The 12,970-nt window shown below is 67.6% G+C and carries 9 protein-coding genes and 1 pseudogene; 4 read left to right on the forward strand and 6 right to left on the reverse strand.

Going from position 1 to position 12,970, the window contains the following annotated elements:
- The 5 genes and pseudogenes from OXR08_RS05980 to OXR08_RS06000 form a co-directional block, all read right to left on the reverse strand.
- Window positions 1-269: pseudogene (locus tag OXR08_RS05980) on the reverse strand (alpha-glucosidase); the annotation flags it as partial.
- Between the two features lie 29 nt (window positions 270-298).
- Window positions 299-1,927 carry an alpha-L-fucosidase gene (locus OXR08_RS05985; protein ID WP_267348577.1) on the reverse strand — a complete coding sequence of 543 codons (1,629 nt, stop codon included), beginning with the start codon at window positions 1,925-1,927 and terminating at the stop codon, window positions 299-301.
- Complete coding sequence (locus OXR08_RS05990; protein WP_267348579.1) at window positions 1,924-2,721, reverse strand: SGNH/GDSL hydrolase family protein; 798 nt, start codon at window positions 2,719-2,721, stop codon at window positions 1,924-1,926. Before OXR08_RS05990 ends, OXR08_RS05985 begins: the two co-directional genes overlap by 4 nt.
- 1 nt (window position 2,722) lies before the next feature.
- Window positions 2,723-3,523, reverse strand: a complete 801-nt coding sequence (locus OXR08_RS05995; protein WP_267348581.1) for a GDSL-type esterase/lipase family protein — start codon at window positions 3,521-3,523, stop codon at window positions 2,723-2,725.
- Window positions 3,520-4,488 carry an alpha/beta hydrolase gene (locus OXR08_RS06000; protein ID WP_267348583.1) on the reverse strand — a complete coding sequence of 323 codons (969 nt, stop codon included), beginning with the start codon at window positions 4,486-4,488 and terminating at the stop codon, window positions 3,520-3,522. The genes OXR08_RS05995 and OXR08_RS06000 overlap by 4 nt, the downstream gene beginning before the upstream one ends.
- Window positions 4,489-4,948: 460 nt before the next feature.
- On the opposite strand from OXR08_RS06000, the gene OXR08_RS06005 reads away from it, so the two are divergent.
- The 3 genes from OXR08_RS06005 to OXR08_RS06015 all read left to right on the forward strand — a co-directional run bounded on the left by OXR08_RS06005 (window position 4,949) and on the right by OXR08_RS06015 (window position 11,628).
- Window positions 4,949-7,747, forward strand: coding sequence for a TonB-dependent receptor (locus OXR08_RS06005; RefSeq protein ID WP_240313566.1), 2,799 nt, complete (start codon window positions 4,949-4,951; stop codon window positions 7,745-7,747).
- A 74-nt stretch (window positions 7,748-7,821) separates the two neighbouring features.
- Window positions 7,822-9,405 (forward strand): beta-xylosidase, encoded by a 1,584-nt coding sequence (locus tag OXR08_RS06010; protein ID WP_346731891.1) that lies wholly within the window; start codon window positions 7,822-7,824, stop codon window positions 9,403-9,405.
- Between the two features lie 12 nt (window positions 9,406-9,417).
- Complete coding sequence (locus OXR08_RS06015) at window positions 9,418-11,628, forward strand: hypothetical protein (RefSeq protein WP_267348586.1); 2,211 nt, start codon at window positions 9,418-9,420, stop codon at window positions 11,626-11,628.
- A gap of 4 nt (window positions 11,629-11,632) precedes the next feature.
- On the opposite strand, the gene OXR08_RS06020 is transcribed toward OXR08_RS06015, so the two are convergent.
- Window positions 11,633-11,965, reverse strand: coding sequence for an L-rhamnose mutarotase (locus OXR08_RS06020; protein ID WP_267348588.1), 333 nt, complete (start codon window positions 11,963-11,965; stop codon window positions 11,633-11,635).
- Window positions 11,966-12,091: 126 nt separating this feature from the next.
- On the opposite strand from OXR08_RS06020, the gene OXR08_RS06025 reads away from it, so the two are divergent.
- On the forward strand, window positions 12,092-12,880 hold the full coding sequence (locus OXR08_RS06025; RefSeq protein WP_267348590.1) for an IclR family transcriptional regulator: 789 nt from the start codon (window positions 12,092-12,094) through the stop codon (window positions 12,878-12,880).
- Window positions 12,881-12,970 lie beyond the last annotated feature (90 nt).

Below are 12,970 nucleotides of genomic sequence, written 5' to 3' on the forward strand. Positions count from 1 at the left end.
GCGGAGGAGGCGAAGATGTCGCCGGACTGGTCGGTGCGGTGGGCCCAGCCGGTGGCGTCGGCAGGGGCGTTGGGACCGGGTCCGGGGGCGGCGTCGGCGAGGGTGCGGTCGAGCGCGATCGTGACGCGGACGATGTTGGGGGCGTAGGGCTCGATCGCGACCTGTGCGCCGTTGCGGTCGACGGTGGAGAGGGGCGCGGCGAGGGCGGGAGTGGCGGCCAGCGCGGCGAGCGCGGTGCCGGTGGCGAGAAGGTGTCGGAGAAGAGACATCGGTGGGATTTCCTGATGGATGATGGGGTTCAGACGAGTCCGCGGCCGTCGATACGGATGGCGGGTACGAAGGCGGGGGCCTGAGCGCGGGGCCAGTCGAGATGAAGGCCGGCGGCGTCGCGGCGGTGACGCACGGGGCCGCCGCCGAGCAGGGTCACGCGCTCGATCGCGCCCTCGCGTGCGGTACCCAGCGACTTGATCGTGATCGGACCGGTCGGGGGCGCAAGGAACAGGGCGTAGAGAGCGCCCTTGTTGGTGGTGAAGCGGATGTCCTGCGGCGTAAACGGCTTGGCCGCGCCCTCATTCTGCATGCCGGTGGCGAGTTGCGTCGGGCCCTCGCCATAGATGCGCCAGGGACGCGAGCCGAAGATCGCTTGCCCATGCACCGCGATCCAGCCCGCCATGCCGTCGAGGATCTTTTCCTCCTCCGCATCGATCGAGCCGTCGCCGGGCTGCGGAATGGAGAGCAGCAGGTTGCCGTTCTTGGACACCACGTCCGCCAGCCGCTGCATCACCTGTTCGGCGGTCTTGTACGACCGGTCGTTGAGGCGCGCGACATTGTAGAACCAGTCGCCGATGCAGGTATCGGTCTGCCACGGCTCGTCCCACAGCCGGTCGGCAAAGCCGCGCTCGACATCCTGGACCAGACCGAAACGCTGGTGCGGCTGAAGCTGCTTGGCGGTCAGCACGACATCGATCTTGCCGTGCCATTCGATCGAGCGGTTGTAATAGTCCGCCGCGGACTCCAGCCCGACGGGACCGAAGGGCAGGCCGTAATCGTCGAAATAGCAGAGATCGGGCTTGTACTTCTCGATCAGGTCGGTCTGGCGGAGCAGCCAGCGGGTGACATAGGCGGGATCGTCTTTCGGCCCGGTTTCGATCCACTGGCCGTTATTCGCATCGTGCCACTTGTTCATCGCCTCGATGCTGTCGATGCCGTCGGGCAGCACGGCGTGGCCGCCGGTATAGAGTTCCTGCGGGTCGAGGCCCTCCCACCACTGGCCACGGCCATCGCCCTTGCGGAGGCGGAACGCGTCATAACGCTCGCCCTTTCTGGGGCCGACGGGATCATAGCCATAGGCGGTCTGGTACCAGTGCCAGGCATGCGCGGCGTGATTGGACACGCCGAAGCGCAGGCCCGCCTTGCGCGCCGCCTTCTCCCAGATGCCGACCACGTCCCGCTTGGGGCCGACGCGCGTCGAGTTCCAGGCGTGATAGCGGCTGTCGTAACAGTCGAGATTGTCGTGATGGCAGGCAAGCGCGACGAAATATTTGGCGCCGGCGCGCACATAGCGCTGGATCAGCGCATCCGGGTCCCAGCGCTCCCCCTTCCAGCGATGCTGCAGATCCTTCATGCCCGTGACCGAGGGGTGGCCATAGGTCTTCAGGTGATGCTCGTACATTGGGTGGCCCTGCATATACATGAAGCGGCCATACCAGTCGCCCTGCTCCGGCACCGACTGCGGCCCCCAATGCGACCAGAGGCCGAGCTTGGCGTCGCGGAACCAGTCCGGATAGCGATAATTCTGGACGAGCGAGGGCCAGGTCGCCTGTACCGGCCCCCTGGCGGTGCCCATCGGGCTGGCGGCGCGGGCGGCGGTCGCGAGCCCCAGGGCGGCGGAGCCGGCGAGAAAGCCGCGGCGGTGGAGATCGATCACTTGGAGGCTCCCAGGGTCTTGGTGATGGCAGCCAGCGCCAGCGGGCGCATGACCGCATAGCCCGCCGGCGTCGGGTGGACGCCATCGGTCGCGAGGCCGGGCTTCATCGCGCCGTCGGGCGTGGCGAGCGCGGTGTGGTAATCGACATAGGTGTGGCCGTTGGCACGGGCATAATCCCGCAGCCAGCGGTTCATCGCCGCGATCTGCGACACCGGCCGCTTGTCCTTTGCCCACGGAAAGGCGGCGGCGGGCGGGATCGAGGCCAGGATGACCTTGATGCCGTTGGCACGGGCGAGCTGCGCCATGCTGGCGATGTTGCCCTGCACCGTCTCCATCGTCGCGGCCCCCGTGTTGCCGGCGATGTCGTTGGTGCCGGCCATGATATGGACGGCGGCGGGGCGCAGGGCGAGGACGTCCTGGCGGAAGCGGACCAGCATCTGCGGCGTGGTCTGCCCGCTGATCCCGCGATCGACGCGGCCATCCTCGAACATCGAGGGATCGGCGTTGATCCAGTTGTCGGTAATGGAATCGCCCATGAAGACGACGCGCGGCCGGGTCTTCAGCGCGGCATTGGCGGCGGCGTAGCGACAGAGCTGGCCGAAATCGCGGGTGAGCATGTGGAGGTTCCACATCTGCCATCCATCCCCTTCGGGGTGCGGATGAACGGGGCAGGGATCGGCGACGATGCCAACGGGATCGCCGGCATGCGGATCGCCGGGCACGTTGGTCTGCGCCGACAGGGCGGCGCTGGACAGCAGGGCCAGGCCGGCCCCGATTAAGCGAGTGCGTCGCATCCTATCGTCTCCTGTGATGGGCAAGGCCCAGCGCCTGTTCGATCGCGGCCTCGGCGATCGGTGCCATGCGCGCATAGGCATTGTCGAGCGGGTGAACGCCGTCCCGGGTATAGGGGCGCGCCATCAGGCCGGCGCGGTCGACGAGCGCGGTGTGGTAGTCGGCATAGGCATAGCCGCGACGGGCGCAAAAGGCGCGCAGCCAGCGGTTCAGCGCGACGATGGTCGCGGGCTTGCGCTCCTTCACCACGTCGCGGGCGGCGGGCGTATAATCGTTGACCGGCAGCAGCGAGGCGAAGACGACGGCGATCCCGTGCGCGTCGGCGAGATCGGCCATCGCCTCCCAGTTCGCCTCGATCTGTTCGGGCGTTTCCTGTTGCAGAAATCCCTGAATGTCGTTGATGCCGGCGAGGATCACGACGGCCGCAGGCTTCAGCCCGACCACGTCCTGATGGAAACGCAGCAGCATCTGCGCGGTGACCTGGCTGCCGATGCCGCGATTGACATAGGACCGGCCCGGAAAGCTGGCGGCGAGGTTCCACTTGTCGGTGATCGAGTCGCCGAGGAAGACGACGCGGCGCTCCCCGCGTTTCGGGGCTGCCAGTGCCGCATTGGCGGGCGCGTAGAGATAGCGTTCGCCGAAATCCTGCATCAGGCTGGGGACCAGCCTGGCGCGAAACGGGCCGAGCCACTGGCCCCAGTCGCGTTCCGCCACGATGCGGCGTTCGGGCGAGCTTTGATAGCCTTGCGCGGCGGCAGGGGCCGCCGACAGGGCGGCCAGCAGGGCAATCGCGGCGCGTATCATGCCGGAAAAGTGCCCTGACCCGCGGCAAAGGTGGCAAAGAGCGACGGCCATGCGCTGGCCGAGCGCGTCGCGGGCAGGCGCACCCCGAAGCCGTGTCCGCCATCCTCGAAGATGTGCAGCGCAGCCGGACGGCCGGCGGCGCGCACCGCCTGATACAGGGCGATGCTGTTGTCGGGCGGCACCAGCCCGTCATCGCTGGCATGGACCAGCAGGATCGGCGGGGTGGCCGCATCGACGCGCGTTTCGATCGACCAGTCGCGGCGCTGGGCGGGCGTCTGTTCAGGGCCGAGCAGCATGTCGCGCGAGCCGGCATGGGTGAAGGGGGCGGAGAAGCTGACGACCGGATAGACGAGGCCGGCGAGATCGGGCCGCGCGCTGAGCCGGTCGGCGGCGTCGACCGGCGCATAGGTGGCAAGTGCGTGGCGGGTGGCGAGAGAGCCGGCCAGATGCCCGCCGGCGGAGAAGCCCAGCACCGCGACGCGGTTCGCCGCAATGCCGAAGCCCGCAGCGCGCGCGCGAATGACACGCATCGCCCGCTGCGCATCCTGAAGCGGGACAAGCGCGCGGCTTGCCCAGCCTTCGTTCGGCAGGCGGTAAAGCAGGATAAAGGCGGTCACCCCCCGCGCGTTCAGCCACGCCGCCTGCGACGTGCCTTCATTGTCGTAGGACAGGAAGCCATAGCCGCCGCCGGGACACAGCAGCACCGCCGCGCCATTGGGGCGCGCCGGGCGGCGGACGACGAGGACGGGGCGGGCGATACCCGTCACCCAGCGATCGGGCGTGGCGGCCCCGCGCGATTGATCCGCGACCTTGCGCACGATGCGCGCACCGGTGTCGCCGGGCGGCGGCCCGGGCCAGAGCTCGACGATCTCGTCTCCGGGGCCGGTCTGCGCCGCGGCGGGCATCGCGGACAGGGCGGCGGCGCCGCCGATCAGGGTGCGACGGGACAGGATGGGCAGGGTCATGCCGGTAACTCGCATGTCGGAAGGGCGTGGGCATCGGCGGAGTTCTGATTCGCCAGCCGCCGGAAAACTGCTTTGACCGACCGCTGCGCGACCGGCCGGATAATGTCGGACATAGGGGCCAATGGAAGGGTGACATTCGATGCACGCAGAGCCGGCTTCATCCTGCCCGGCGTCGGCACCTGATACCCTAGCGGCTGTGTCATCGCTCTCCCCGAACCGCGTGGTATCGTTCCCTTTGCGGTGACCGACAAAGTGACGCCGATCACCGACGAAATCAAATTTTATCTTCATAGTGGCTATTCCTCAACACCTTATCTGCCGCTATGCAGGCCTCGCGTTAGCGCTCTCACAGAGAAGTGCTGCAAGGTTTTAGGAGGGATACTCGATGGACGCCTGCGAACCCGCGCGCCGGAATGATCGGATGCGCTTGTACTCGACCGCTTCGATGGCCGCATTGTTGATGGCATGGACCGTACCGGCGGCGGCGCAATCATCCGACAATAGCCAGACCCCTGCCGAGCAGAGCGGTACCGTACCCCCCAGCGGCGATGCCGGAACGGCGAGCCCGCAGGGCAGCGGTGCGGCCACCGATACCGAGGCAGCGGACATCGTGGTGACCGGCGTGCGCGCCAGCCTGTCGACCGCGCAGGGCATCAAGCGCAACGCGTCGCAGATCGTCGATTCGATCGTGGCGGAGGACATCGGCAAGCTGCCCGACCGCAACGTGGCGGAGGCGCTGCAGCGCATCACCGGCGTGCAGATCCAGCGCAGCTTCGGCGAAGGCAGCTCGGTGGCGATCCGCGGCCTGAGCCAGGTGCGGACCGAGGTGAACGGGCGCGACGTGTTCACCGCCAGCGGCGGGCGCACGCTGAGCCTGGAGGATGTGCCCTCCGAACTGCTCGCCGGGATCGACGTCTACAAGAACCCTTCGGCCGACCTGATCGAGGGCGGCATCGGCGGCCTGATCAACCTCAGGACGCGCAAGCCCTTCGACTTCAACGGGCTGAAGATGTCGGCGAGCGCGACCGCCAACTATTACGACCTGCGCGACACCACGACGCCGCAGGCCAACCTGCTCATCTCCAACCGCTGGAACACGGGCATCGGCGAGATCGGCCTGCTGGTCGACCTGGCCTATCAGAAGACGGCGTTCCGGCAGGACCAGATTTCGAGCCAGCCCTTCTTCCGCCTGGACCCGGCGACCGACGTGGGTGCAGCGACGCTGGCCGGACTGGGGCGGACGGGGCAGGAGACGTTCCTGCCGCACGGCGTGGGCATCGGCCAGTATCTGGGCGACCGGCGGCGCATCGGCGTGGACGTGGCCCTGCAATGGAAGCCGACCGACACGCTGTTGCTGACCGGCGAATATGTGCGGTCGGACTACAAGTTCCAGTATGGCGACTACAGCTTCTTCGCCTTTACCGGCGATACGCCGATCACGCCGGATTTCACCGCGCCCTTCACCTATGATGCGGACGGCAATTTCCGCAGCGGCACCTTCGTCAACGTGCCGATCAATTCGAACACCAGCCTGGAGCGGCGCAAGTCGGTGACCAGCGACTATTCGCTGAACGCCCGCTGGACGCCGACCGACCGCCTGACGATCAACGGCGACTTCCAGTATATCCGGGGCACGACCGACGGACAGCGCTCGATCGTCATCCTCAATTCCAATGCGGAGCGGCTGTTCCAGCAGGTCGGCAGCGGCGTGCCGACGATGATCATCACCCCCGACAACGACCCCACCAATGGCGACGGCCTGTTGCTGAACCCGGCGAACTATGCGGTGCCGGGCGGCTATCTGGACAATGTCAGCCGGTCGGTCGGCAAGCAGTATACCGGGCGGCTCGACGTCAATTACGAGTTCGACACCGGCTTCCTCAAGTCGATCGCGGCGGGCGTGCGCTACACCGACCGGTCGGCGGTGAGCGACAACAGCATCTATGCCTATTACGGGCTGACCGAGACGCCCTATGCGCTGCTGGAGCCGCGCATCTTCGGCGGCGACCTGTATCGCGGCTATCGCGGCATTCCCGAGGGCGTGATCGCCTTCAACCGCAACATCGTTCTGGACTATGACGCGACCCGCAACGCGCTGGCGCCCTTCGTCGGGGCGGAGCAGCGGCAGGCTTTGCTCAACGGCGTCACCTATGCGCCCAACGACCGCAACACGCAGGGCGAGAACACCTACACTGCCTACGGCCTCGTCAAATTCGGTGCGGACGACCTGTCCATTCCGATCGACGGCAATGTCGGTGTGCGCGTCGTCAAGACCAAGGTGAGCACCGCAGGCTTCTCCGCACAAACGCCGCAGGCGCAGACCGGGGTCGATCCCGCGACCGGGCTGCCCATCTTCGGCAACGGCCCGATCAGCTTCGTGCCGCTCGGGGCGGATTCCGATTATACAAAGGCGCTGCCCAGCCTGAACCTGCGCTTCCGCTTCACGCCGCAGCTGCAACTGCGTCTGGCGGCGTCCAAGGCGCTGACGCGGCCGGACTTCACCGCGCTCAACCCGAACATCAACATCGTCGAGAACAATCCGGGCGGTGGCCTGCGTACGGCGACGACCGGCAATGCGAACCTGCGGCCGCTGACCGCGGACCAGCTCGACGCGTCGCTGGAATATTATTTCGCGCGTACGGGTTCGGTATATGGTGCGGTGTTCTACAAGAAGGTGGACGGCTTCATCGCCAACATTACCTCGACCGAGACCTTCAACTTCGGCAACGGTCCGTTCACCGTCGACGTCACGCGGCCGCTGAACGGCGACAACGGCAAGATCAAGGGCTTCGAAGTGGGCGGCAACACCTTCTTCGACTTCCTGCCGGGGGTGCTGTCGGGCTTCGGCGTGCAGGCCAACTTCACCTATGTCGACAGCAAGGCCCCGAGCCCGGATGCGCAGGACACGACCGGCGCGCAGTTGACGGTGCCGTTGGAGCAGTTGTCCAAGTACAGCTACAATCTGGTCGGCATCTACGACAAGGGACCGTTGTCGGCGCGCGTCGCCTATAACTGGCGCTCGAAATATGTGGTCACCACGCGCGGGAACGGCAGCGGCAACCTGCCGATCTTCAACGATGCGCGCGGCCAGGTGGACGCATCGATCACCTACACGGTCACGCCCAATTTCGGCTTGACGGTGGACGGGATCAACCTGACCAATACCGAGAACCGCACCTATTACGGCATCGCCAGCCGTCCGCAATCCGCGGTATTGAACGACCGGCGCGTCAGCATCACGGCGCGCTTCACCTATTGACGAACGCGCAGGGCCGGCGGTGCCGGCCCTGCCACCTATCATCCGGGGCCATCATGACCAGCCAGCCACTTTCCATGATCGGCCGAACCCTGGCCACCCTGTTGGCCACGATGACGATCGCGAGCGGAGCGGGCGACGCAGCCGAGGCACAGGCGCCGGTTCGCACCATCGACATCGATCTGGCACGGGCGGGCGAACCGCTGGACCGCTCGTTCGATCTGTCGGTCGGGTCCGATTATCCGGGCACGCTGATCCGGCCGGACAGCCTCGCGCAACTCGACACGGCGGTGAAGGAACTGGGGTTCCGCTACGTCCGGTTCCACGACATCTTCACCGATGCGCTGGGCACGGTGCAGAACCGCGACGGGAAAATCGTCTATGACTGGACGAAGATCGACCAGTTGTACGATGCGCTGCTGGCGCGGGGGATCAAGCCGTTCGTGGAACTGGGCTTCACCCCCGGCCTGTTGAAGACATCGCCGCAGACGATCTTCTACTGGAAGGGCAACACGTCGCATCCGCGGATCGACGAATGGGGCAGGCTGGTCGATGCCTTTGTGCGGCACCTGCGCGACCGCTACGGTGCGGAGGCGGTGCGCGGCTGGTTCTTCGAGGTGTGGAACGAGCCCAATCTCGCGGGCTTCTGGGAGAAGGCCGACAAGGCGGCCTATCTGGAGCTGTATGAAACCAGCGCGCGGACGATCAAGGCGATCGACCCTGCGCTCAGGGTCGGTGGACCGGCGACGGCGGGCGCCGCCTGGGTGCCGGACCTGCTGGACCATGCCGCGGCCAGGAACATCCCGATCGATTTCGTCACCACCCATACCTACGGCGTGGACGGCGGTTTTCTCGACGAGAAGGGCGAGGACGACAACAAGCTGTCGACCAACCCGGATGCGGTGGTGGGCGACGTACGGCGGGTACGCGAACAGATCGCGGCGTCCAGATTTCCGAAGCTCCCGCTCTATTTCACCGAGTGGAGCGCAAGCTACAATCCGCGCGACCCGGTGCACGACAGCTATATCAGCGCGCCCTATATCCTGACCAAGCTGCGCGCGACGCGCTCCTATGCGCAGGGCATGAGCTATTGGACCTATAGCGACCTGTTCGAGGAAGCGGGGCCGCCGCCGACCCCCTTCCACGGCGGCTTCGGCCTGATGAACCGCGAGGGCATCCGCAAGCCGGCATGGTTCGCGTACAAATATCTCCACATGCTGCACGGCCGCGAGGTGCCGAGCGCGGACGATCAGGTATTGGCGACGACCGACAAGGGACGGACGGGCGTGCTGCTGTGGAACTGGCAGCAACCGGCGCAGACGATCAGCAACCGACCGTTCTTCACCAAGCTGCTGCCCGCCACGCCCTCGGCCGATGCGGAGATCCGGTTGTCGCACCTGACGCCGGGACGCTACCGGCTGGCGGTACGGCGGACCGGCTATCAGGCGAATGACGCGCATTCCCGCTATCTGCAGATGGGGTCGCCCCGGTCGCTGACCGCCGCGCAGATCGCCGAGTTGCAGGCGCTGACCAGCGATACGCCGGAGTTGCAGCGGACGGTGCAGGTCGGGCGCGACGGTCGCCATGTGCTGCGGGTAAAGATGCGCAGCAACGATGTCGTGCTGGCGACGCTGGAGCCGGAAAACACGCCTCAGAGGTAAACGGGGATCACCATGCAGCTTCGATCACGCCTGTCGTGCCTGCTCGCGCTGGCGCTTGTCGGTACGGCGCCCGGCGTGCTGGCCGAACCGCCGGCGGCGACGCCATATCGGTGGAGCAACGTCACCGTGGGGGCGGGAGGCTACGCACCCAACATCGTCTTCAGCCCCGCCGAGCGCGGCCTGGCCTATCTGCGCACCGACATGGGCGGTGCGTATCGCTGGGACGCGAAGGACCGGCATTGGGTGCCGTTGCAGGACGACAATGCGGTGTCGAGCCATATGGGGATCGAGAGCATCGCCCCCGACCCGCGCGATCCGAACGTCGTCTATATGGCCGCTGGCATGAACGCGCGTGAGCCGGCCGCCATTCTGCGCTCCGCGGACCGCGGTGCGACCTGGCGGGTGGTGCCGGTGCCGTTCGCGATGGGCGGGAACGAGCCCGGCCGCGGCCTGGGCGAGCGGCTGGCGGTGGACCCGGGCGATCCGCGCACCTTGTTCTTCGGGTCGCGGCATGACGGCTTGTGGCGCAGCGACGATGCGGGCGCGCGCTGGCGCCGGGTGCCGGGCTTCCCGGTCAAGGGTCTTGGTCTGCCCAAAGGCCGCGAGGGGCATGGCGGCGTCTCCTTCGTGGCGATTGATCCGACGGGCGCGCAGCCCGGCGAGCGATCGCAGCGGATTTGGGCCGGCGTGGCACAGACGGGCGCCGGCGCCTTGTGGCGGTCCGACGACGGTGGGGAAAGCTGGACGGCGGCCGACGCACCGCCCTTGTTCGCGGCCAAGGGTGTGGTGGACAGCCGCGGCGTGCTGTGGGTCGGATATTCCGATGGCATCGGGCCGAGCGACGCCAAGACAGGCGCGGTATGGCGCTATGGCCGTGACGGTCGCGGACGTGACGTCACGCCGCCGGACTGGCGCGCTAGCGGCGCCGAGGGCGGCTTCCTGGGCGTCGCGGTGGCCCGGTCGGCGCCCGGCACTGCCGCGGTGTCGACGATCGACCGGCGCGGGGCGGGAGACTCGCTGTGGGTGACGCGCGACGATGGGGCGCATTGGGAGGATATGGGCGCGCGCAGCCGGCGTGACGTGTCTGCCTCGCCCTTCCTGTTGCATGAAGGGAAGGGGGCCGATTTCGGGCACTGGATCTCTGGCCTGGCGATCGATCCGTTCGATGCGGGGCATGTCGCCTATACGACCGGGGCGACGGTCTATGCGACGGCGGGGATGAGCGGGAAGGGGGCGATCGACTGGGCACCGTGGGTGCGCGGGATCGAGCAGACCGCGATCATCACGCTGATCTCGCCCAATGGCGGCGCACCGCTGGTGTCGGGGTTCGGCGACCTGGCCGGGTTCGTCCACCGCGACCTGGCCCGCTCGCCCGAACCCAGCTTCATCAACCCCTATCTGTCGAACACCAACACGCTGGATTATGCCGGGCGGGCGCCGAATGTGATCGTGCGGAGTGGCAGCCTGTATGTCGACCGGGCCCGCGATGCGTCGTTGGGGCGGTCGGAGGATGGCGGGGCGACCTGGGTGCCGGTCCGGGTGCCGCCGCAAGGGTCGCCGCCGGCGCGCGACGACCTGATGGGGGAGGCAGCGATCAGCGTGTCGGCGGACGGCGCCACCATGCTGGTTTCGACCCGGATCCCGCAGATGACGCGCGACGGCGGCCGGTCATGGCAGGCAGTGCGCGGCCTGCCCGGCCGGACGCGGACGGTGGCGGACAAGGTCGATCCGCGCGCCTTCTGGGCCGTGGATACGCACGGCGGGCGTTTGCTGGCATCGCGCGACGGCGGCGCCAGCTTCGCGCCGGTCGCGGGGCGGGGATTGCCCAAGGACCTGATGCCGGCAGGACGACAGGGGCGCGAGGCGCAGAGCGCGCTGCTCGCGACGCCGGGGCGTAGCGGCGACCTGTGGTTGCAGGCGGGAACGCGGCTGTTCCACAGCAGCGACGGCGGGGCCGGTTTCGTGCCCGCCAGCGGCGCGCTGTCGGTCGAACTGTTCGGGCTGGGGCGCGAGCATCTGTTCGCGATCGGCACGCTGGGCGGCGTGCGCGGCATCTGGCGCTCGGCCGATCGCGGCACGTCGTGGACACGCATCGATGACGATGCGCATCGCTGGGGCGGGCGATACAGGGTCATCTCGGGCGATCCGCGGCGCGCCGGCCGGGTCTATGTCGGCACCGACGGCCGGGGGCTGTTCTATGGCGATCCGGAGGCCGGGCGCTGAGGCGTCACGCCCCGTCCAGCGTGAAGATGCGGGTCATCGGGGCCCATTTGTCCGGCGATCCGGCTATGCGTTGCTGGAAGCGGTCCATCGCCGCCTGCCAGCGGTCGTCGGTGGCGCGCAGATGGTCGGGGATCGCGCGCGGCCAATCCGCCGACACCTCTGCGACCATGAACAGGCGGGGACCGAGGCGCCAGATCTCCATCGTCTCGTAGCCGGCGGCGCGGATGCCCTCCACCACCTCCGGCCAGACGGCGCCGGGGGCGTGCGCGGCCTCATAGGCGGCGATAAGCTCGGCATCGTCGACCAGATCGAGCGCGAAGCAGATGCGTTGGGCCATGTGCGATCCTCATCCCGTTGACCGGGCGGCACTATGGACATGGCCCGGCGCCGTCAAACCAGCGTCGTTGCGGGGCATCGGCGGAACGCCTACCCGAGGAAAGACACGGCAGGAGGATGCGCAACGATGGCGGAGCGAAAGGAACGCAAGGGCAGCTATGCCGCGCCGGCGCTGGACAAGGCGTTCCTCGTCATCGAATTGCTGGCGGACCATCCACAAGGATTGCTGGCCAGCGAGATGGCCAGCGCGCTCGGGCGCTCGCTGGGCGAATTGTTCCGCATCGTGGTGGTGATGGAGGAGGCCGGCTATCTCCAGAAGTCGCCGGTGACCGACCGCTATACCATCACCTACAAATTCCTCGACATCGCGTACCGTGCGACGCCGACCCGGCAACTGACCGCGGCGGCGGTGCCCGAGATGCAAGCGCTGGCACGCGCGACGGAGCAGTCCTGCCACCTGGTGGTCGCCAAGCATGCCGAGGGGCTGGTGATCGCGCGCGAGGAAAATCCCGGCGTGCGCGGCTTCGCATTGCGGCTGGGCGCATCGATCGACCTGCTGCGCAGTTGTTCGGGACAGGTGATCCTGGCATTTTCGGCACCGGCCGCAGCGGAGCGGTTGCTCGACCGGATCGAGGCGGCGCGGGGCACGGACATAGACCGGACGGCGCTGTCGAAGCGGCTGGAAGAGGTGCGGGCCAAGGGCGGCGACATGCGGGAAAGCCCGGTCGCGCGCGGGGTGACGGACGTCAGCTATCCGGTCTTCGGCTTTGGCGGCGAGGTGATGGCGGCGCTGACCATCCCCTTCCTGGAACTGATCGACGGATCGCAGGCGGTCGGCGTGGATATGGCCCGCGAAATGCTGGTGGCGGCGACGCTGCGCATCTCGCGACTGCTGGGACATGTGGCGGAAGAATGAATGCCGGCGGGTTGCGCCGGTGCGCACATCCCGCTAACTTTCACGCATAAAAGTGAAATATCATGGAGAGGCGCGATCATGGTTGGAGAT

It is taken from the genome of Sphingomonas sp. GM_Shp_2 (genome assembly GCF_026540875.1).
GTDB classification, from domain to species: domain Bacteria; phylum Pseudomonadota; class Alphaproteobacteria; order Sphingomonadales; family Sphingomonadaceae; genus Sphingomonas; species Sphingomonas carotinifaciens.

Excerpts from the sequence above, each read along its gene's own strand:
- OXR08_RS06005 (WP_240313566.1), top strand. The coding sequence starts at position 4,949 with ATGGCATGGACCGTACCGGCGGCGGCGCAATCATCCGACAATAGCCAG.
- OXR08_RS06020 (WP_267348588.1), bottom strand. The coding sequence starts at position 11,965 with ATGGCCCAACGCATCTGCTTCGCGCTCGATCTGGTCGACGATGCCGAG.
- OXR08_RS05990 (WP_267348579.1), bottom strand. The coding sequence starts at position 2,721 with ATGCGACGCACTCGCTTAATCGGGGCCGGCCTGGCCCTGCTGTCCAGC.
- OXR08_RS06025 (WP_267348590.1), top strand. The coding sequence starts at position 12,092 with ATGGCGGAGCGAAAGGAACGCAAGGGCAGCTATGCCGCGCCGGCGCTG.
- OXR08_RS05995 (WP_267348581.1), bottom strand. The coding sequence starts at position 3,523 with ATGATACGCGCCGCGATTGCCCTGCTGGCCGCCCTGTCGGCGGCCCCT.
- OXR08_RS06010 (WP_346731891.1), top strand. The coding sequence starts at position 7,822 with ATGATCGGCCGAACCCTGGCCACCCTGTTGGCCACGATGACGATCGCG.
- OXR08_RS06000 (WP_267348583.1), bottom strand. The coding sequence starts at position 4,488 with ATGACCCTGCCCATCCTGTCCCGTCGCACCCTGATCGGCGGCGCCGCC.
- OXR08_RS06015 (WP_267348586.1), top strand. The coding sequence starts at position 9,418 with ATGCAGCTTCGATCACGCCTGTCGTGCCTGCTCGCGCTGGCGCTTGTC.